Genomic DNA, 18722 nt, shown 5'->3' with positions numbered 1-18722 from the left:
GGCTACTCGGCCGACGGGGCCGGCACGACGGAGATCACGCGGCCGCGACGACCGGTTCTGAAGTCGACCTTGCCGGCCGCCTTCGCGTAGATCGTGTCGTCCTTGCCGATGCCCGTGCCCTCGCCCGGCTTGAATCTCGTGCCGCGCTGGCGGACGATGATCTCGCCGCCGTAGACGGTCTCGCCGGCGAACACCTTCACGCCGAGGCGCTTCGCGTTCGAGTCGCGACCGTTGCGGGAGGAGCCGAGTCCCTTCTTATGCGCCATCAGGCAGCCTCTCTCTTCGCGGCAGCTCTGCCCGCGCCCGCCTTGATCGACGTGATCTGGATGCGGGTGAGCTCCTGGCGGTGGCCGGCGCGGCGCTTGTAGCCGCGCTTCGGCTTGAACTTGACGACCCGAAGCTTCGGACCGCGCTCATGCGCGACGACCTTGGCCTCGACCGTGACCTGCGCGAGGTCGTCGCCGTCGAGGATCTGGTCGTCACCGCGGAAGAGCAGCGGATCGAGTGCAACGGTCGCGCCCTCGTCGGCGGCCAGCCGCTCGACGAGCAGGGTCTGGCCCTCCTCGACGCGGTACTGCTTGCCACCGGTCTTCACGATCGCGTACATGGATTCTCTGTCTGTCACTCGGTCGCGGCGGAAGAGTCCGCCGTTGCACGGGAACGGCGCCGTCCGCCTCTGCGGCCGCGGCGCCGAGCGGTGGATTCTACGCCATCCTGCGATTCGCCGCCGTCCTCCCCGTCTGAGGAGTCGTTTCCGACCAGCGTGGCGGTCGCCGCGGTGCGCCCGACCTCCTCGATCCGGACGAGCCGCTTCTCGCCGACGTGGCGGCCGCCGCCGGTCACCGAGACGATGTAGCCGTCGATCTTCGCGACCGCGTCGTCGACGTTGTACATGTGCGGCTCGACGATCGAGACGAGCACCTCGTCGCCCTCGCGGAACGGCAGCGCGCGCTCGGCGACGTCCTCGCGCGAGCCCTCGAAGGTGATCGCGAAGTGGTCGAGCGGCAGCCCCTCGGAGCCCTCGAAGTGGAACCACTTGCCGGTCTCCTCCTCCAGCTGGCGGAGGATGCGGGCGCCGTTGCCGGTGAAGACCGCGCCGACGCGCGGGTTGATCTGGAGCAGCAGCGCCTCGGCCGCGTGCTCCTTGGCGATGTCGCGCAGTCTGCGCTCGAAGTCGATCGCGATCGTGTCCTCGGAGCGGATCACGCCCTCGCCCTCGCAGGTCGGGCAGGCGCGGGTCATGATCTCGCGCACGCCCTCGGTGACGTTCTGGCGCGTCATCTCGACCAGGCCCAGCGGCGAGATCTCGACGACGAACGTCTTCGTGCGGTCCTCGTCGAGCGCCTTGCGCAGCGTCTTCAGGACGGCGTCGCGGTTGCGCGCGCGGGCCATGTCGATGAAGTCGATGACGATGATGCCGCCGATGTCGCGCAGGCGCAGCTGGCGGACGGCCTCCTCGGCCGCCTCCAGGTTGGTTCTCGTGATCGTGTCCTCCAGCCGCGCGCCTCTGCCGCGGCCGATGAACGAGCCGGTGTTGACGTCGATCACCGTCAGCGCCTCGGCGTAGTCGATCACGAGGTAGCCGCCGGAGGGCAGGTCGACGCGTCTGGTCAGCGTCCCCTGGATCTCCCTCTCGACGCCGTAGCGCTCGAACAGCGGCGTGTCGTCCTCCCACAGCTCGACGCGGTCGACGAGCTCGGGCGCGGTGCGGGTGAAGAACGAGACGAGCCGCTGGTGCTGCTTGGGGTCGTCGACGATCGCGCGCTCGAAGTGCTCGGAGAAGACGTCGCGCACGACGCGGACCGAGAGGTCGGCCTCCTGGAAGACGAGGTCGGGCGCCTGCGTCTCCTCGACGCGCTTCTCCAGCACCTCGTTGAGCTTGAAGAGGTACTGCAGCTCGCGCTCGAAGTCCTCGCGTCTGGCGCCGTAGGCGGCCGTGCGGATGATCGCGCCGCCACCGCCGAGGTCGAGTCTGGCGGCCTCCTTGCGGAGCCGGTCGCGCTCCTTGTCGGGCAGGCGCCTGGAGACGCCGACGCCCTCGCCCTGCGGCGTGTAGACCATGTAGCGGCCGGGGATCGTCAGCTCCATCGAAAGGCGCGCGCCCTTCGTCTTGAGCGGGTCCTTGACGACCTGGACGACGACCTCCTGGCCGGGCTTCAGCAGGTCGTGGATCTTCTGGCCGTCCCTGCCCGAGCCGCGGCCGCGCTTGGCGACCTCGACGCCCGGCATGACGATCTCGTCGACGTGCAGGAAGCCGTTCTTCTCCAGGCCGATGTCGACGAAGGCGGCCTCGAGGCCGGCCAGGACGTTGTCGACCTTGCCTTTGTAGATGTTGCCGACGATCGAGCGGCTGCCGCGGCGCTCGAGGTAGAGCTCCGCGACGCGGTAGCCGGCGGCCGGGTTGGCTGATCTGCGGCGCCGGCGGCCGGATCTTCTGGCGGGGGCAGCGACGTCACCCGTCGCTTCGAGCAGCGCGACGCGGGTCTCTCCCCGGTCGACGCTGACAAGCACTTGCTTCTTCACGGTTGGTGCATTCCCTTATGAAAGGACGAGCCCGCGGCCCTTCGATCCCTGTGCGATCCGCGCTTGGATGTGGATCGCCTGGAGAAGCCCGAGGGCGATGAACGTTGTCAAGTAGGAGGAGCCGCCGTAGCTCATCAGCGGAAGCGTGACACCGGTGATCGGCATGATCCCGATCGTCATCCCGACGTTCACGAGCAGCTGATACATCAGCATCGCCAGGATTCCTGCCGCGATCAGCGAGCCGAAGAGGTTCTTCGACATGGTGATCAGGCGCAACGTCCGCCAGATCAGCAACGCGTACAGCGACAGGACCAGCGCGGCTCCCGCGAACCCCCACCGCTCGCCCACGACCGAGAAGATGAAGTCGGTGTGGTGCTCGGGCAGGAAGCTCAGGTTGGTCTGCGTCGATCTCTCCAGCCCGCGACCGGTCTTCTCGCCGGAGCCGATCGCGATCTTGCTCTGGTTGACCTGGTAGGTCGTGGTGCTCTGGTCGTTGGAGGGGCTGAGGAAGCCCGTGAGCCGATCGATCTGGTACGGCTTCAGGACGTTGACGCCGACCGCCGGCGCGACGGCGAGCACGAGCACGAGCGAGACGGCGAAGAGGCCGATCAGGCTCGCGATGTGACGGCCGGGCGTGCCGGCGATGAACAGCATCGTCAGCGCGGCGACGACGTAGACGCTCGCCGAGCCGAGGTCGGGCTGGGCCATCACGAGCGCCGCCGGCCCGAGCGCCAGCAGCATCAGGCGCGCGGTCGTCTCGCGCTCGCCGAGGCGGCGATAGCGGTCGACGATGAACGCGGCCAGCGCGACGATCAGCAGCACCTTGCCCAGCTCGGAGGGCTGGAATCTGAAGAACGGCAGCGCGATCCAGCTGCGCGCCCCGCGCGTGGCGGCGGCGAGCAGCAGCGGCAGGATGTTGAGCGCGATCATCAGCCCGTAGACGCCGAGCTTGAACTCGCGCAGCCGCGAGTAGTCGAAGCGGCTGATCGCGATCATCAGAATCGCCCCGACGACCGCGTAGCCGATCTGGCGGCTGGCGAGGCCGCCGGTCGTCGAGCCGTCGATCGCGACGACCGAGATGACCACGAGGCCGATCGTCGCGATCAGCAGCAGCGGGTCGAACAGCAGCCGCGGCCGCGACGACCCGCGGGTCGCCTCGTCGACGCTGCGCTTGATCGGCGTCGCGCTCAATTCGTCGTCGAGCTTCCTGCGACGGCTCTGCCGGGGTTGCCGTAGAACCATTGCGAGAGGATCTGCCGGACCGCCGGCGCCGCCGCCTGCGCGCCGAAGCCGCCGTTCTGGATCACGGCCGCGACGACGATCGGTCTCTGCTCGTCGGGGACGTAGGCGACGTACCACGACTGGTCCGGTCTGTTGACGATCTCAGCGGTGCCGGTCTTGCCGTAGACCGGCTTGCCGAACCCGGCGAAGACGTCGGTCGAGGTGCCTCTGGGATCGGTCGTCGACTTGATCAGGCCCTCGCGGATCGTGTCGATCGCGGGGATCTCGATTCTCCGCCCTGGCTTGACCGTGTAGCGGTCGACGACCTCTTCTCTGGCGTTGAGCGCCTCCATCCACAGATGCGGTCTGACGATCGTGCCGCCGTTTCTGATCGCGGCGTAGGCGGTCGCCAGCTGGAGCGGCGTGGCGAGGAAGTCGCCCTGTCCGATCGCGAAGGAGACGTTGTCGCCGACCGTCCAGGTCTCGTTGAGGTCGGCGATGTAGCAGTTGTCTCTTCTGTCTCTGCGCCGGCATCTGCGCTCGGCGTCCTGCAGCTCCCGGATGTGGTCCGGGTCGGGGATCGTGCCGCCAGCCTCGTTGCCGATGTCGACGCCGGTCGGCGCGCCGAAGCCGAACTTGCGCGCCCACTCCTGCAGCGGGCCGCCGTGCGGGTTGCCGCTCGGGTCGACGTTGAGCCGCGCGCCGAGGTCGTAGAAGAAGGTGTCGACCGAGACCGAGAGCGCGTCGACGAGGTCGACCGACCCGTAGATCGTTCTGCCGGCGTTGTAGCGGACCTGGGCGCCGCTTCTCCAGCTGCCCGTGTCGTTCCAGATCTCGCCGACGTGGGTCTTCCCGGCCGCGAGCGCCGCGGCGATCGTGACCGGCTTGAAGGTCGAGCCGATCGCGAACGTGCCCTGCGTGGCGCGGTTGAAGAGCGGCCTGTCGGGATCGTCGCGCAGCTCGTTGTACTCCCTCTCGGGGATGATCGGCTGCGCGAACAGGCTCGGGTCGTACGACGGGTCCGAGCCCATCGCGTAGACCTCGCCCGTGTCCGGGTTCATCGCGACGAAGGCGCCGCCGTTGGCCGGGTTGCCGTTCTGCTGCGCCAGCTGCTTGCCGTTCACGAGCGCCTGCTGCCCGACCCTGAGCAGGTCGAGGTCGACCGAGAGCTTCAGGTCGTTGCCCTTCACCGGCTCGGTCGACCGCAGCGGTCTGCCCGTCGCGCGCCCATGCGCGTCGACCTGGATCCGCTGCCAGCCGTTCTGGCCGCGCAGATAGTGGTCGTAGACGTACTCCAGCCCGTTCTTGCCGACGACCGTCCCGCCTCTCACCCCGCGGAACTTCGGGTTTCTCAACCCCTCCTCGTCGATCTGGCCGACCGTCCCGAACAGATGCGCCCCGACCGTTCTGTGGGGGTACTCGCGCACCCACGCCGTCCGCGTCTCGACCCCCGGGAACTCCCGCGCCCGCTCGGCCAGGTACGTGTAGACCGCCGTGCTCGCGTCCGGCTCGACCACCACATCGGCGTAGGGCAGCGCGCCGATCGACTGCTCGACTCTGCACTGCAGCGGCATCCGCCGCTTGACCTCTCTCGTTCTGCCCGACCCGAATCTGCACGCTCTCGGTCTCGTCGAGACGCCCAGCACCCAGCTCAACCGTCTGAACAGCCGCTCGCGCGCCGGATCCTCGGCATCCGGCAGCCGCGTCGGCGAGGCGACGATCGACACCGCGGAGCGGTTGCGCACCAGCACGTTCCCGTTGCGATCGATCATCTCCCCGCGCGGCGCCTGGATCGTCACTCTCCGCACGCGGTTGCTCGACGCCTCCGCCAGGTACTGATCGCCCGACAGCACCTGCAGGAACCACAGCCGGAAGAAGATGATCCCGAAGATCGCGAACGCGATCCCGCCAAGGATCGCCACCCGCATCGCCAACTGCGGCGACAGCTGCCCCCGGCGATCGTCAGGCGACTCGATCATCGGCCCTCGGAGGGTCGGGAGAGCGGCGAGAGGCCGCCGGTCGTGTAGGCGCGCCGGCGCCGACGGCGCGGATCGTCGGGCAGCGCGCCGCTGACGACCCGCCGCACGAGCGCGTGGACCGGCAGCGCGAACAGCGCGCCGAGCAGGATCGCGATCACGACCTGACGCAGCAGCAGCCACGAGACGGGCGCCTCGATCCCGAGCAGGAACTGCATCAGCGCGAAGCCGACCGTCGAGATCGCGGTCGCGACCGCCCCGACCATCACCGGCACGAGGCCGTGCGCCGGGTCGCGCAGCTCGCGCAGGCGGCCGGCGGCGTAGCCGATCACGATGAACAGCAGCGACGTGACGCCGAGCGTCTGGACCAGCGCGAGGTCGACGAAGAGGCCGACGGCGAAGCCGAAGATCGCGCCCGGCAGCGAGCCGGCGAGCAGGCCGACGGCGGCGACCATCAGCGGCGCGAGGTCGACCGAGACGCCGAGGATGCTGATCTGCGAGACCGCCGCGACCTGGACGATCACGCCGAAGAAGCCGAGCGCGGCGAGCCGCGCGGGAAGCTGCCAGCCGTCGGCCATCGCGGTCACGGCACCTGCGCCCGCTCCTCGCCGCCCGGCGGGGGCGTCGTGAGGATCTGGACGAAGTCGAGGTGGCGCAGGTCGGCGATCGGCGAGATGTGGATCTGGTTGTTGGACTCCAGCTCCGCCGGGTCGACCTTCGTGACGCGCCCGATCGGGATGTTGGGCGGGTAGGGCGACGGGAATCTCGGGTCGATCACGCCGGAGGTGACGACGTTGTCGCCGACTCTCACCTTCGTGTCGCGCGGCAGCTGCTGGACGAGCAGGTCGAGCGGGTCGCCGATCGACGGCTTGACGAGGCCGATGTCGCCTCTGCCGCCTCTGTTCAGCACCTTCGCGCCGACGGCCGATCTCTGATCGGTGATGAGCGTCACGACCGCCGTGCCGCCGGCCGCCGTCGTGACCTGGCCGACGAGCCCGCCGCCGGCGATCACCGCCTGGCCGACGTGCACGCCGGAGCTGGTCCCCTTGTCGACCTGGAGCGTGTCGCGCAGCAGGTTGTTGGGCGAGCGCACGATGATCCGCGCCGTCTCCTTCTCGTAGGAGCCGAGACCGTGGTTGCCGTCCATTCTGACGAGCGCGCGCAGCTGCCTGTTCTCGCGGATCGCGACCTGGTAGTCGATCTCCTCCGCCAGCAGCGCGTCGCGCTGGGCTCTCAGCTGGTCGCGCTCCTTCTTGGCGTCGAGCGTGTCGCCGAACCAGCCGAACAGGTCGCGCGCCGGCTTGAGCGCGCGGCTCGCGCCTTCCTGTATCGGGGACAGGACCTGGATGACGCCGCGCTGCACGGTGTGCAGCGGGCTCCCGGCCGACTCGCCGAAGTATGCGGTCAGGAGGATCAGGGAGACCACGACGAGCGCGATGAGCACGGCTCGCCGGCGGCGTACTTGTCTGTCATACACGGGTCGCGTGTCTCCAAGGGGGTGGAAGCTCCCGCGCCGGTCATCAATACCGCCGGCGCCGGTTGTTCTTCGAATTCTTGCTTGACCGGTGGATCGCTTCGAACTCCTCGAGCGAGCGACCCGAGCCGACCGCCACGCACGTCAGCGGAGATTCCGCCAAATGCGCCGGCATCTGCGTCTCGTGACGGAGGCGCTCGTCGAGCCCCTGCAGCAGGGCGCCGCCGCCCGCGAGCATGATGCCGCGGTCCATGATGTCGGATGCGAGCTCCGGAGGGGTCCGGTCGAGCGTCTCCTTGACCGCGTCGATGATCTGCGAGATCGGCTCCTCGAGCGCCGCGCGGATCTCCTCGCTGGTCAGGACGACCGTCTTCGGCAGGCCGGAGACCATGTCGCGGCCGCGGATCTCGGCCTGGACCTCCTCGTCCATGTCGAAGGCCGAGCCGATCTCCAGCTTCACTTCCTCGGCCGTCTGCTGGCCGATCAGCAGCTTGTACTCGCGCTTGACGTAGTTGATGATCGCCTCGTCGAGCTCGTCGCCGCCGACGCGGATCGACTGCGAGACCACGATCCCGCCGAGCGAGATGACGGCGACCTCCGAGGTGCCGCCGCCGATGTCGACGACCATCGAACCGGTCGGCTCGCCGACCGGCAGGCCGGCGCCGATGGCGGCCGCCATCGGCTCCTCGATCAGGTAGGCCTGGCGCGCGCCGGCCGACAGGCATGCCTCCTCGACGGCGCGCTTCTCGACGCCGGTGACGCCCGAGGGGACGCAGACGACGACCCTTGGATGCGCCCACCGGTTCTGGTGGACCTTCTGGATGAAGTGGCGGAGCATCTCCTCCGTCACCTCGAAGTCGGCGATCACGCCGTCCTTCAGCGGGCGGATCGCGGAGATCGTGCCGGGCGTGCGCCCGAGCATCCGCTTCGCCTCGATCCCGACCGCGTGGACCTCGCCCGAGCGCGAGTCGACGGCGACGACCGACGGCTCCGAGAGGACGATGCCGCGGCCGCGGACGTAGACGAGCGTGTTGGCGGTCCCGAGGTCGACGGCCATGTCGCGGCCGCCGAACCCGGTCAAGTAGCTGAAGAAGCCCATGCGCGCTGAGAGAGGGGAAAGGGGAAGGAAGGGCCGGAGAGGTGCCGGATCACGCGGTCCGACAGGGGCCCCGTCCCGGGCCGGAGTGTAGCGGACCTGTGACCGCGCTCCGAGCTGCAAACACCCTTGCGGTGGCGCGAAGGCGCTGCAAATTGCGGACTCAGGAGCGCGCGTGCAGGATCTCTGGCAGAAGCTCCAGCAACGCGGCGACCGGCAGGCCGACGACGTTGAGGTAGTCGCCGTCGATCCCGGCGACCAGCGCGGCGCCCTTGCCCTGGATCGCGTAGCCGCCGGCGCGCTCTCTCCACTCCCCCGTCTCGACGTACCAGTCGAGCGTCCGCGCGTCGACGTCGCGGAAGCGGACGAGCGTGTGCGCGACGGCGGTCAGGGGCGTGTCGGCGGCGCCTGGCCGGACGGCGCAGAGGCCGCTGACGACGACGTGGTCGCGGCCGGCGAGCGCGGCGAGCGTGGCGCGCGCGGCGTCGGCGTCGGAGGGCTTGCCGTGGATCCCGTCGCCGAGCACGACGATCGTGTCGACGCCGAGCACGGTCGCGTCGGGGCGCCGCGCGGCGAGCGCGAGCGCCTTGCGGCGCGCGTTCTCGACGGCGACCTGCTCGGGGTCGCCGTCGGTCAGCTCCTCGACGTCAGCCGGGCACGCCTCGAACGGGATGCCCAGCTGCGTCAGGATCGCTCTCCGCTGGGGAGAGCGCGATGCGAGCAGAAGCGGCAGGTCAGCCCAGGTTCGGGAAGAAGATCGCCGCCTCGCGGGCCGCCGACTCGTCGGAGTCCGAGCCGTGGACCATGTTCTGGCCGACCTCGAGCGCGAAGTCGCCGCGGATCGAGCCGGTCGCGGCCTCGAGCGGGTTGGTCGCGCCGATCACCTGGCGCGCGGCCTTGACGGCCTCGTGGCCCTCCAGGACGGCGGCGACGAGCGGACCGGAGGTGATGAAGTCGACCAGCTCGCCGAAGAAGGGGCGCTCCTTGTGCTCGGCGTAGTGGGTCTCGGCGACCTCGCGCGTCAGCGTCTGCTTCTCCAGCGCGACGATCGACAGGCCCTTGCGCTCGAAGCGGGCGAGGATCTCACCGGTCAGGCCGCGGGCAAAGGCATCCGGCTTGACCAGGATCAGGGTCCGGCTCATGGGGCTCCTTCAGGGGGTCGGTTCTCGACGAGAGGTGGGCCGCGTCACGGCGTCGGCTCGGGCGCGCCCTCGGCGCGCCGCCGCCGCGCGCGGCGCGGTGCTGCGGTCGACTCGACCTCGGTCTCGCAATACGGGCACATCTTCCACAGCGGGTCGAGCGGCTTGCCGCAGCTGCGGCACGGGTCCTTCAGCTTGCGCAGGCAGTTCGGGCAGCGCAGGAAGTCCTTCTCCACCTCGAAGTCGCAGTGCGGGCAGAGGTGATAGCCGAGCTGCGCGAGACGGGCCTCGGCGGCCTGCATCTCGAGCTCCCGCTCGCGCACGTCGTCGAGGTACTCCGGCGGCCGCACGATCGTGTAGACCATCGTCCCGACGAACGGGAAGAGCGATGCCGCCGTGGCGCAGCCGATCAGCATCGGATCCTCGATCCGGCGCCGCGCGTCGGCGAACGTCCAGTAGATCAGCGCGATCCACAGGACGACGAGGAAGAGGAGCACGAGGTTGACGGCCAGGTTGAGGCCGCTGTTCTCGATGCCGAAGATTGCGAACGGGGTCATGAGTGCGGGCTGAGTTTAGCCGGGGTCCGGGTGCGGTGGCGCCGCGGTGGCGCATTCAGACGATTCGCTGACCGTCGGGAAGCTCCTGCAAAGCGGCGATCGGGCGACCGCCGCCGCCCGCGTCGGTCGCCTCGCCGCTACAGGAACATGCGGCCGAAGAGGTAGCCGATCGCGAAGAAGACGAGGATCACGATCGCCACGATCGCGGCGACGAGCCCCATCATCGGCAGGAACTTCGGCGGTTGCGGGTCGTCAGGGGCCATCACAAGATCGAAGCGGTCCGCTGGCCGGCGGGGCGCAGCAGGTCCGCGATCAGGTAGATCGAGCCGGTCGCGAGCACGACGCCGCCGGCGCCGGCCAGCTCGCGCGCCCGCGCGAGCGCTCTGCGCGGGTCGCTCTGCAGCTCGCTCGGCGGGCCGTCGAGCTGCTCGGCGAGCGAGGCGAGCGTCGCCGGCGGCAGCGCCCGCGGGCTGTGGTTGCGGGTGAAGACGACCGCGTCGCAATGCCCCAGCAGGTCGCGCAGCATCGCGGCCGCGTCCTTGTCGTCGAGCACCGAGACGACCGCGACGAGCCGCCGACCGGCGGTCAGCTGCGGCAGCGACTCGGCGACGGCGGCGATCCCGGCCGGATTGTGGGCGCCGTCGAAGACCGTCAGCGGCTCGTGGCCGGCGACCTGCATCCGTCCCGGCACCGCCACGGCGCCGGCGGCGGCGCGGACGGCGGCGAGATCGAGCGCGACGTCGCCGCGGCGCTCCAGATAGGCGGTCGCGGCGGCGCGCGCGAGCGCGAAGTTGCGGCGCTGGAAGCCGCCCGGCGCCGCGACCTCGACGCCCGGCTCGGCCGGCGCGACGACCAGCTTCGCGCCGTGGCGCTCTGCCGTCAGCTCGGCCTCGTCGCGGGCGTCGGGATGGAGGTCGCCGCCGATCACGAGCGTCGCGCCGTCGCGCACGACGGCGAGCTTCTCGCGCGCGATGTCGCGCACGGTCGGGCCGAGCCAGCGGGTGTGCTCCAGGCCGACGTTGGTCAGCACCTGGACCGAGCTCGGCAGGACGTTGGTCGCGTCCCAGCGGCCGCCGAGGCCGGCCTCGATCACCGCCACGTCGACCTCGCGCGCGGCCAGCTCGCTGAAGGCGGCCGCGGTCAGCGCCTCGAACTGGGTCACCCTGTCGTCGTCGCGCTGGGTGCGGTCGACGAGCGCGGCGGCGTGGGCGGCGCGCTGGACGGCCCGCGCGAACTCGCGCGGGTCGGCGTCGGCGTCGTCGACCCGTATCCGCTCGGTGAAGGAGACGAGGTGCGGCGACAGGTAGGCGCCGGCGCGCAGGCCGTGGCGCTGCAGGATCGCCGCGGTCATCCGCACCGTCGACGACTTGCCGTTGGTGCCGACGACGTGGATCGTGTCGAAGCGCTGCTCGGGCCGGTCGAGCGCGGTCATCAGGCGGCGCATCCGGTCGAGGCCGAAGCGCATCCCGAACAGCTCCAGGCCGAGCAGGTAGCGCTCGGCCTCCTCCAGGCTCCAGGCGGCGGTCACGATCGTGCCTCCAGCAGCGCGCGCGAAGGAGCCGCAGGCGAGTTCGCGCACGGAATCCGAGGCCGCAGGCCGAGCGATTCCGCACTCACAGAGACGCCAGCTCCTCGCGCAGCGCGGCGAGCTTGTCGCGCTCGGCCTGCACGACCGGCTCCGGCGCCTTCGCGACGAAGCCGTCGTTGGAGAGCTTGCCCTCGCAGCGGGCGATCTCCTTCTCGAGCGTCACGCGCCGCTCGGCCAGCTTGCGCTCGGCGGCGCCGAGGTCGACGGCGTCGGAGGCGAAGACGCTGACCGCGCCGCCGGGGATCGTCACCTGCGCGACCGGCTGCTCGTCGCCGTACTCGGACGGGTCGGTCAGCTCGAGGCGCGCCAGGCGGGCGACGTGCGCTGCCGTCTCGCCGTAGCCCTCGGCGTCGATCCGCGCCGGGATGCGGGCGCCGGCGGGCGCGCCGACGCTGTCGCGCCAGCCGCGCAGCGCCTGCACCGCCTCGATCGCCGCCGCGATCGCCCGCTCGGCGTCGGGGTCGGCCGCCCCCGGGTCGGGCGCCGGGGCGACCCGCGCCGCCAGCAGCCCCTCGGCGCCGGGCGTGTGCGACCAGATCTCCTCGGTCACGAACGGGATCACCGGGTGCGCCGTCTGGAGCGTCTCGGTCAGGACGTGCAGGAGCGTCGCGGCGAGGTCGTCGCGCTCCTCGCCCTCGGCCTCGTACAGACGCGGCTTGACGAGCTCCAGGTACCAGTCGCACAGCTCGCCGTAGACGAAGTCGTAGAGGCCGAGCACGGCGTGGGAGAAGTCGAACGCCGCGATCCGCTCGGCGACCTCGCGCTGCGTGGCGGCCAGCCGCGAGAGGATCCAGCGGTCCTCGACGGCGCGGGGCCTCGCGGCGGCGCGAGCATCGTCGTCGATCCGCGTGAGGACCAGGCGCGAGGCGTTCCACAGCTTGTTCGCGAGCTGCTGGCCCTGCTGGACCTTCTCGGCCGAGTAGCGGACGTCCTGTGAGGAGGACATCGCGAGCAGTCCGAAGCGGACGCCGTCGGCGCCGTGCTGCTCGATCTCGTCGAGCGGGTCGATGCCGGTGCCGAGCGACTTCGACATCCGGCGGCCGTCGGGCGCCTGGATGACGGAGTGGATGTAGACGTCTCTGAAGGGGATGTCGCCGGCGAACTCGAGGCCCATCATGATCATCCGCGCGACCCACAGGAAGAGGATGTCGCGCGCCGTCGAGAGCACGTCGGTCGGGTAGAAGGCCTTCAGCTCCGGCGTCTCCCGCGGCCAGCCGAGCGTCGCGAACGGCCACAGCGCGCTCGAGAACCAGGTGTCGAGCACGTCGGGGTCGCGCTCCCAGCCGTCGCCCTCCGGCGGCGTCGTGCCGACGTAGGTCTCCTCCCCGCGGTACCAGACGGGGATCTGGTGGCCCCACCACAGCTGGCGGGAGATGCACCACGGCCGGATGTTCTCCATCCAGTCGAGATAGACCTTGGTCCAGCGCTCGGGGTGGATCCTGACCCGGCCGTCCTTGACGGCGTCGATCGCGGGCTGCGCCAGCTCGTCCATTCTCATGAACCACTGGAGCGAGATCAGCGGCTCGATCCGCTCGCCGGAGCGGTGCGAGAACGGCACGACGTGCGGGTACTCCTCGGTTCTGGAGATCGCGCCCTCGGCCTTCAGCGCCTCGACGACGGCGACCTGCGCCTCCTTTACCGTCAGCCCGGCGAAGCGGCCGGCGTCGGCGTTCATGCGGCCGTCCTCGCCGATCACGGTCAGCTCCTCGAGCCCGTGGCGGCGGCCGATCTCGAAGTCGTTCGGGTCGTGGCCGGGGGTGATCTTCAGCGCGCCGGTGCCGAACTCCGGCTTGACGTAGTCGTCGGCGATGATCGTCAGGCGGCGGCCGACCAGCGGCAGGATCGCCTCCTGGCCGATCAGCGCGGCGTAGCGCTCGTCGCCGGGGTTGACCGCGATCGCAGTGTCGGCCAGCATCGTCTCCGGCCGCACCGTCGCGACCGTGATCGTGCCCTCGCCCGAGGCGAGCGGGTAGTCGACGTAGAAGAGCGTGTCGACCTCTTCGCGCTCCTCGACCTCCAGGTCCGAGATCGCCGACTGGCTGCCGGGATCCCAGTTGACCATGTAGTTGTCGCGGTAGATCAGGCCCTTCTCGTAGAGGTCGACGAAGACCTTCAGGACCGCCTCGACGTAGCGCTCGTCGAGCGTGAAGCGCTCGTCGTCGTAGTCGAGCGAGGCGCCCAGCCGCTGGAACTGGTCGATGATCGTGCTGCCGTACTGCTCGCGCCATCTCCAGACGCGCTCGGTGAAGGCGTCGCGCCCGATCTCGTGGCGCGTGGTCCCCTCCCCCGCCAGCTGCTTCTCGACCTGCTTCTGCGTCGCGATGCCGGCGTGGTCGGTGCCGGCGATCCACTTCGCGCGCTTGCCCTGCGCGCGGTTGAAGCGGATCAGCGCGTCCTGGATCGACCCGTTGAGCGCATGGCCCATGTGCAGGGCGCCGGTGACGTTCGGCGGCGGCACGGCGATCGAGTAGTTCTCGTCTGCGCTGCCCTTGGGCTCGGGATGGAACAGCCCGGAATCGAGCCAGCGGCGCAGGATGCGCGGCTCGGCCTCGGCGGCGTCGTATCGGGTCTTGGTCTCCAGCTCGGACATGTGTGCCGGAAGTGTATTGCGAGCGCGCGAATCTGCCGCGTCCCCGCCGCGGCGAACGCGCGCCCGTGCGCACGGTCGAGGCGAACGGCCGCGCGCCTCCCGCTCCAGCGGTGATCCTGCCGCATCAGTATTGCTTGAAACGCATATGCTGTAGACATCATGCGCAGAGCCGCCGAGCATGTCGCCATGTCCCCTTCGACGCTCGTCAAGGAGGCGCGGCTGAGCGCCGGCCTGACCCAGGCCCAGCTCGCCGAGCGCCTCGGCACCACCCAGCCCGTCATCGCCCGCCTCGAACGGGCCGACGCCAACCCGACGTTCGAGACGGTCGCCGGAGTCGTCGCCGCGACCGGCCACCGGATGGAGCTCCGCGCCATCCCGGTCGGCCTCGCGACGGTCGACGAGAGCCTGATCCGCGCCCAGCTCGCGCTCGACCCGGCCGAGCGCATCCGTGCGCTCGACCGTCAGATCGCGACGGTCTCGCTGCTCACCCGCGCCGGAGCCCGGTCCCGTGGCGAGCGCTCCTGAGCTTCAGCTCGTCGAGCTGCTCCACCGGCTGGCGGGCTCGGGCACCGACTTCGTCGTCGTCGGCGGCGTCGCCGTCGCAGTCCAGGGCTACGGCCGCACGACCAAGGACCTCGACATCACCTACGCGACCAACGCCGCCAACCTCGAACGGCTGGGCACGGTGCTGATCGAGCTGAGAGCACGCCTCCGCGGCGTCGGGGAAGAGGTGCCCTTCGTCCCCGACGCGGCGACGCTCAAGCGCATAACGATCCTGACCCTGGACACGGACGCCGGACCGCTCGACCTGCTGCTGAGACCGGACGGCGCCCCGCCCTACGAGCGGATGCGCGAGCGCGCCGACGTCGTCGACCTCGACGGCGCCGAGATCCGCGTGGTCGACATCGACGACCTGCTGTCGATGAAGCGCGCGGCCGGGCGCCCGCAGGACCTCGCCGACATCGACGCGCTCGAAGCGGTCAAGCGCGTGCGGCGATCGGGCTGACGGCGCGGAGAGCCGGCGGTCAGGCCGACTCTTCGCGCAGGTCGCCGGTGCCGTCGTCGTCGACGGCCTCGGTGACGAGCGTCGGGCTGATGCCCCTCTCGATCACTTCCTTCGTCACGACGCACTTCTTCACGTCGCGGCGGGAGGGGAGCTCGAACTGGACCTCGAGCAGGACCTCCTCGATGATCGAGCGCAGGCCGCGGGCGCCGGTCTCGCGCTCCAGCGCCTTGTCCGCGACCGACTGGAGCGCCTCGTCGGCGAAGACGAGCTCGATCCCGTCGAACTGGAAGAAGCGCTGGAACTGCTTGACGAGCGCGTTGCGCGGCTCGGTCAGGATCGTCATCAGCTCCTCTCTGGAGAGCTGATGGACGGCCGACATCACCGGCAGACGGCCGATGAACTCGGGGATCAGGCCGTAGTGGACGAGATCCTCGGGCAGGCAGTTCTCGAAGGTGTTGCCGAGGTCGCGCTGCGCCTTCTCCTGGATCTGGGCGCCGAAGCCGACGCCCTGGTGGCCGACGCGCCGCTCGATCACCTTGTCGAGGTTGGCGAAGGCGCCACCGCAGACGAACAGGATGTTCGTCGTGTCGATCGTCAGGAACTCCTGATGGGGGTGCTTCCTGCCGCCCTGCGGCGGGACCGACGCGGTCGTCCCCTCGAGGATCTTCAGCAGCGCCTGCTGCACGCCCTCGCCGGAGACGTCGCGCGTGATCGACGGGTTGTCGGCCTTGCGGGCGATCTTGTCGACCTCGTCGATGTAGATGATCCCGGTCTCGGCCTTCTTGACGTCGTAGTCGGCCGCCTGGATCAGCTTCAGGAGGATGTTCTCGACGTCCTCGCCGACGTAGCCGGCCTCGGTGAGGGCGGTCGCGTCGGCGATCGCGAACGGGACGTTGAGGATCTTCGCGAGCGTCTGGGCCAGCAGCGTCTTGCCGCAGCCGGTCGGCCCGAGCAGCAGGATGTTCGACTTCTGCAGCTCGATGTCGTCGTCATCGGACTGCATCATCTGGACGCGCTTGTAGTGGTTGTAGACCGCCACGGAGAGCGTCCGCTTCGCCGCTTCCTGACCGACGACGTACTCGTTGAGCACGTCGTAGATCTGGCGCGGCTTCGGCAGGTTCTCGATGTCGAACGTCGGCGGAGCGGTCAGCTCCTCATCGATGATCTCGTTGCAGAGGTCGATGCACTCGTCGCAGATGTAGACGCCGGGACCGGCGATCAGCTTCTTGACCTGTCGCTGGGACTTGCCGCAGAAGGAGCAGAGAAGCTGTTCGTTGGAATCTGTCGGTCGTGCCATGTCGGTCACTCCCCAGGAGTCGGCACCTGCACGCGTTTACCTTAGTGCTGCGAGATCACCCGGTCGATGATGCCGTAGTCTCTCGCCTCTTCCGCGCTCATGAAGTAGTCGCGCTCCGTGTCCTTCTTGACCTCTTCGACGGGCTTGCCGGAGTGGTGGGCGATGATCTCGTCGAGACGACGGCGGATGTCGATGATCTCTCTCGCATGGATCTCGATGTCAGTCGCCTGACCCTGGAAGCTCGACGAGACCTGGTGGATGAGGATCTTCGAGTTCGGCAGCGCCATGCGCTTGCCCTCGGCGCCGCCGGACAGCAGCAGCGCGCCCATCGACATCGCGATGCCGACGCAGATCGTCTGCACGTCGGGCTTGATGAACTGCATCGTGTCGTAGATCGCGAGACCCGCGTACACGGAGCCGCCCGGCGAGTTGATGTAGAGCGAGATGTCCTTGTCGGGATCCTCGGACTCCAGGTGCAGCAGCTGCGCGACGATCAGGTTCGCGATCTGGTCGTCGACCGGGGTCCCGAGGAAGATGATGCGCTCGTTGAGGAGGCGCGAGTAGATGTCGAAGGCGCGCTCGCCACGTGACGTCTGCTCAACGACCATCGGTACCAGGGGGCTCATAGTCCTCGCTTTGTTTCGCTTCCTCGGCTCGAATCCTTCCGGGGAGAGCCGAGTGCTCTGGCCCGTCCGGTGGGGCGAGTCTAGCAACAGGGATCGGGCCGCTCCGATGGTGCCGGAGCGGCGTGCGGCGGCCGGATCGATCCGGCCGCCGAAGGGCGCGCTCAGGCGTCGGAGGCGGCTCTTCTGGCCGCTCTTCTCGCCGCTCTTCTGGCGGCTCTCGGTCTCGCGGCTCTTCTCTCGCCGGCGGATCTTCTGGCGGCCGCTCTTCTCGCCGCGCTCGCTCTCTCCGCTCTTCTCGGAGCGGCGTCGGGCGCGACCGGCTTCGCCTGCTCGACGAGCAGGTCGAGCGCCTTCGTCGTCGCGACGTCCTCCTTCAGCGCGTCGATGTTGCCGCGCTTCTTGACGCGCTCGAGCAGCTTGGCGCCGGTCGTTCTCTCGTGCGAGGCGGTGTGCTCCAACGCCTCGGCGAGCTCCTCGTCGGTCGGGTCGATCGACTCGGCCTCGATGACGGCGGCGAGGACGGCCTCGCGGCGCAGCGCCTGGTCGGCGTCGGGCTTCGCCTCCTCGAGGATCTCCTCCTCGCTTCTGCCCGACATCTGCATGTAGGCATCCTTCGAGAGGCCGCGCTGCTGCAGCGTGCGCGCCGTCTGGTCCCACAGCTCCTGGGCGCGCGCCTCGACGAGCGCCTGCGGGACCTCGATCGTCGCGTTCTCGACGGCCGCGTCGAGGACCGCCTCGCGGAACTCGTTCTCGATCGCCTGCTCCTCCTGGGAGGCGATCCGTCTGCGGATGTCGTCCTTCAGCTCGTCGAGCGTGTCGAAGCCGGCGGCGTCGGAGGCGAGGTCGTCGTCGAGCTCGGGCAGGACTCTCTCGCGGACCTCCTTGGCGGAGATCGCGAAGCGGGCGTCTCTGCCGGCGAGATGGTCGGCGCCGTAGTCGTCGGGGAATCTGACCTCGATCGTGCGCTCGTCGCCGGCGGAGATGCCGACGAGCTGCTCCTCGAAGCCCGGGATCAGGCGGCCGCCGCCGATCTCGATCAGCTGGTCGCGGCCCTCGCCTCCCTCGAACGGGACGTCGTCGATCGAGCCGACGTAGTCGACGACGACGAAGTCGCCCTCTCTCGCGGCGCGCTCGGCCGTCTCGAGTCTGCCGAGGTGCTCGCGCAGGTGCTCGAGCTCGTGCTCGACGCGCTCGTCGTCGACGTCGGCCTCGCGCTTGCCGACCTCCAGGCCCTTGTACTCGCCGAGCGTCGCCGTCGGGCGGACGCCGATCTCGATCGTGAAGCTGAGCGCCCCGCCCTGCGCCGGGAGGTCGCCGAGGTCGAGTCTCGGCTCGCCGACGGGATGGATGCGCGCCTCGTCGATCGCCTGCGAGTACCACGTCCCGATCGACGTGCGGACCGCCTCGTCGAGGACGTACTCGCGACCGACGCGGCGGATGACGACCTGGGGCGGGACCTTCCCCTTGCGGAAGCCCGGCACGCGCATGTCGCGGGCGAGCTGCTTCGCTGCGCGGGCGAGGCTCTTCTCCACCTCGGCGGCGGGAACTTCGGCCTCGACGCGGACGCGCGACTCGGGAAGCTCGGTGACGTTGGTCTTGAGGGCTTCAGGCATGAGGCCGCGAACGATA

Annotated in this window: 19 protein-coding genes; 2 read left to right on the top strand and 17 right to left on the bottom strand. The window is 69.9% G+C overall.

The features are described from left to right. Window positions 1–2: 2 nt before the first annotated feature. The 14 genes from rpmA to BDZ31_RS16890 all read right to left on the bottom strand — a co-directional run bounded on the left by rpmA (window position 3) and on the right by BDZ31_RS16890 (window position 14164). The gene (gene rpmA / locus BDZ31_RS16950; RefSeq protein WP_183343540.1) at window positions 3–266 is read right to left on the bottom strand and encodes a 50S ribosomal protein L27; all 264 of its coding nucleotides are present in this window, start codon (window positions 264–266) and stop codon (window positions 3–5) included. Then, the gene (gene rplU, locus BDZ31_RS16945) at window positions 266–607 is read right to left on the bottom strand and encodes a 50S ribosomal protein L21 (RefSeq protein WP_183343539.1); all 342 of its coding nucleotides are present in this window, start codon (window positions 605–607) and stop codon (window positions 266–268) included. The genes rpmA and rplU overlap by 1 nt, the downstream gene beginning before the upstream one ends. 14 nt (window positions 608–621) lie before the next feature. Then, entirely contained in the window at window positions 622–2523 is a 1902-nt protein-coding gene (locus BDZ31_RS16940; RefSeq protein WP_183343538.1) for an Rne/Rng family ribonuclease, read from the bottom strand. A 15-nt stretch (window positions 2524–2538) separates the two neighbouring features. Continuing rightward, complete coding sequence (gene rodA / locus BDZ31_RS16935) at window positions 2539–3714, bottom strand: rod shape-determining protein RodA (RefSeq protein ID WP_183343537.1); 1176 nt, start codon at window positions 3712–3714, stop codon at window positions 2539–2541. Then, a complete protein-coding gene (gene mrdA, locus BDZ31_RS16930) occupies window positions 3711–5723 on the bottom strand; it encodes a penicillin-binding protein 2 (RefSeq protein WP_183343536.1) in 2013 nt (670 codons plus the stop codon). Before mrdA ends, rodA begins: the two co-directional genes overlap by 4 nt. Next, the gene (mreD, locus tag BDZ31_RS16925; RefSeq protein WP_183343535.1) at window positions 5720–6307 is read right to left on the bottom strand and encodes a rod shape-determining protein MreD; all 588 of its coding nucleotides are present in this window, start codon (window positions 6305–6307) and stop codon (window positions 5720–5722) included. Before mreD ends, mrdA begins: the two co-directional genes overlap by 4 nt. Next, a complete protein-coding gene (gene mreC, locus BDZ31_RS16920) occupies window positions 6304–7164 on the bottom strand; it encodes a rod shape-determining protein MreC (protein WP_183343534.1) in 861 nt (286 codons plus the stop codon). Before mreC ends, mreD begins: the two co-directional genes overlap by 4 nt. A gap of 76 nt (window positions 7165–7240) precedes the next feature. Further along, window positions 7241–8293 (bottom strand): rod shape-determining protein, encoded by a 1053-nt coding sequence (locus tag BDZ31_RS16915; RefSeq protein ID WP_183343533.1) that lies wholly within the window; start codon window positions 8291–8293, stop codon window positions 7241–7243. A gap of 160 nt (window positions 8294–8453) precedes the next feature. Continuing rightward, window positions 8454–9014 carry a Maf family protein gene (locus tag BDZ31_RS16910; RefSeq protein WP_281381752.1) on the bottom strand — a complete coding sequence of 187 codons (561 nt, stop codon included), beginning with the start codon at window positions 9012–9014 and terminating at the stop codon, window positions 8454–8456. 10 nt (window positions 9015–9024) lie between these two features. After that, window positions 9025–9432, bottom strand: coding sequence for a nucleoside-diphosphate kinase (gene ndk / locus BDZ31_RS16905; RefSeq protein ID WP_183343532.1), 408 nt, complete (start codon window positions 9430–9432; stop codon window positions 9025–9027). Window positions 9433–9476: 44 nt separating this feature from the next. Next, a complete protein-coding gene (locus BDZ31_RS16900; protein ID WP_183343531.1) occupies window positions 9477–9986 on the bottom strand; it encodes a zinc ribbon domain-containing protein in 510 nt (169 codons plus the stop codon). A gap of 137 nt (window positions 9987–10123) precedes the next feature. Then, entirely contained in the window at window positions 10124–10249 is a 126-nt protein-coding gene (locus tag BDZ31_RS25590) for a hypothetical protein (protein WP_281381747.1), read from the bottom strand. Next, window positions 10249–11514, bottom strand: coding sequence for a glutamate ligase domain-containing protein (locus tag BDZ31_RS16895; protein WP_183343530.1), 1266 nt, complete (start codon window positions 11512–11514; stop codon window positions 10249–10251). Before BDZ31_RS16895 ends, BDZ31_RS25590 begins: the two co-directional genes overlap by 1 nt. An 85-nt stretch (window positions 11515–11599) precedes the next feature. Next, window positions 11600–14164, bottom strand: a complete 2565-nt coding sequence (locus BDZ31_RS16890) for a valine--tRNA ligase (RefSeq protein ID WP_183343529.1) — start codon at window positions 14162–14164, stop codon at window positions 11600–11602. Window positions 14165–14350: 186 nt separating this feature from the next. On the opposite strand from BDZ31_RS16890, the gene BDZ31_RS16885 reads away from it, so the two are divergent. Together BDZ31_RS16885 and BDZ31_RS16880 are read left to right on the top strand one after the other, a co-directional pair. Beyond that, a complete protein-coding gene (locus BDZ31_RS16885) occupies window positions 14351–14689 on the top strand; it encodes a helix-turn-helix transcriptional regulator (RefSeq protein WP_183343528.1) in 339 nt (112 codons plus the stop codon). Next, on the top strand, window positions 14673–15170 hold the full coding sequence (locus tag BDZ31_RS16880) for a nucleotidyl transferase AbiEii/AbiGii toxin family protein (protein ID WP_183343527.1): 498 nt from the start codon (window positions 14673–14675) through the stop codon (window positions 15168–15170). Before BDZ31_RS16885 ends, BDZ31_RS16880 begins: the two co-directional genes overlap by 17 nt. Before the next feature lie 19 nt (window positions 15171–15189). Here BDZ31_RS16880 and clpX read toward each other — a convergent pair whose 3' ends face one another. The 3 genes from clpX to tig form a co-directional block, all read right to left on the bottom strand. Further along, complete coding sequence (gene clpX / locus BDZ31_RS16875; RefSeq protein ID WP_183343526.1) at window positions 15190–16467, bottom strand: ATP-dependent Clp protease ATP-binding subunit ClpX; 1278 nt, start codon at window positions 16465–16467, stop codon at window positions 15190–15192. 41 nt (window positions 16468–16508) lie between these two features. Next, window positions 16509–17093 carry an ATP-dependent Clp endopeptidase proteolytic subunit ClpP gene (gene clpP / locus BDZ31_RS16870; RefSeq protein ID WP_183343525.1) on the bottom strand — a complete coding sequence of 195 codons (585 nt, stop codon included), beginning with the start codon at window positions 17091–17093 and terminating at the stop codon, window positions 16509–16511. A gap of 161 nt (window positions 17094–17254) precedes the next feature. After that, window positions 17255–18706, bottom strand: coding sequence for a trigger factor (gene tig / locus BDZ31_RS16865; protein WP_183343524.1), 1452 nt, complete (start codon window positions 18704–18706; stop codon window positions 17255–17257). Between the last annotated feature and the right edge of the window lie 16 nt (window positions 18707–18722).

The organism is Conexibacter arvalis (genome assembly GCF_014199525.1).
GTDB classification, from domain to species: Bacteria; Actinomycetota; Thermoleophilia; order Solirubrobacterales; family Solirubrobacteraceae; genus Conexibacter; species Conexibacter arvalis.
Note: the sequence above shows the minus strand (reverse complement) of the source record. Positions and strands in the feature narration are given on the sequence as shown.

Excerpts from the sequence above, each read along its gene's own strand:
- BDZ31_RS16885 (WP_183343528.1), top strand. The coding sequence starts at position 14,351 with ATGTCCCCTTCGACGCTCGTCAAGGAGGCGCGGCTGAGCGCCGGCCTG.
- BDZ31_RS25590 (WP_281381747.1), bottom strand. The coding sequence starts at position 10,249 with ATGGCCCCTGACGACCCGCAACCGCCGAAGTTCCTGCCGATGATGGGG.
- rplU (WP_183343539.1), bottom strand. The coding sequence starts at position 607 with ATGTACGCGATCGTGAAGACCGGTGGCAAGCAGTACCGCGTCGAGGAG.
- clpX (WP_183343526.1), bottom strand. The coding sequence starts at position 16,467 with ATGGCACGACCGACAGATTCCAACGAACAGCTTCTCTGCTCCTTCTGC.
- clpP (WP_183343525.1), bottom strand. The coding sequence starts at position 17,093 with ATGAGCCCCCTGGTACCGATGGTCGTTGAGCAGACGTCACGTGGCGAG.
- ndk (WP_183343532.1), bottom strand. The coding sequence starts at position 9,432 with ATGAGCCGGACCCTGATCCTGGTCAAGCCGGATGCCTTTGCCCGCGGC.
- BDZ31_RS16915 (WP_183343533.1), bottom strand. The coding sequence starts at position 8,293 with ATGGGCTTCTTCAGCTACTTGACCGGGTTCGGCGGCCGCGACATGGCC.
- mrdA (WP_183343536.1), bottom strand. The coding sequence starts at position 5,723 with ATGATCGAGTCGCCTGACGATCGCCGGGGGCAGCTGTCGCCGCAGTTG.
- BDZ31_RS16890 (WP_183343529.1), bottom strand. The coding sequence starts at position 14,164 with ATGTCCGAGCTGGAGACCAAGACCCGATACGACGCCGCCGAGGCCGAG.
- tig (WP_183343524.1), bottom strand. The coding sequence starts at position 18,706 with ATGCCTGAAGCCCTCAAGACCAACGTCACCGAGCTTCCCGAGTCGCGC.
- rpmA (WP_183343540.1), bottom strand. The coding sequence starts at position 266 with ATGGCGCATAAGAAGGGACTCGGCTCCTCCCGCAACGGTCGCGACTCG.
- BDZ31_RS16900 (WP_183343531.1), bottom strand. The coding sequence starts at position 9,986 with ATGACCCCGTTCGCAATCTTCGGCATCGAGAACAGCGGCCTCAACCTG.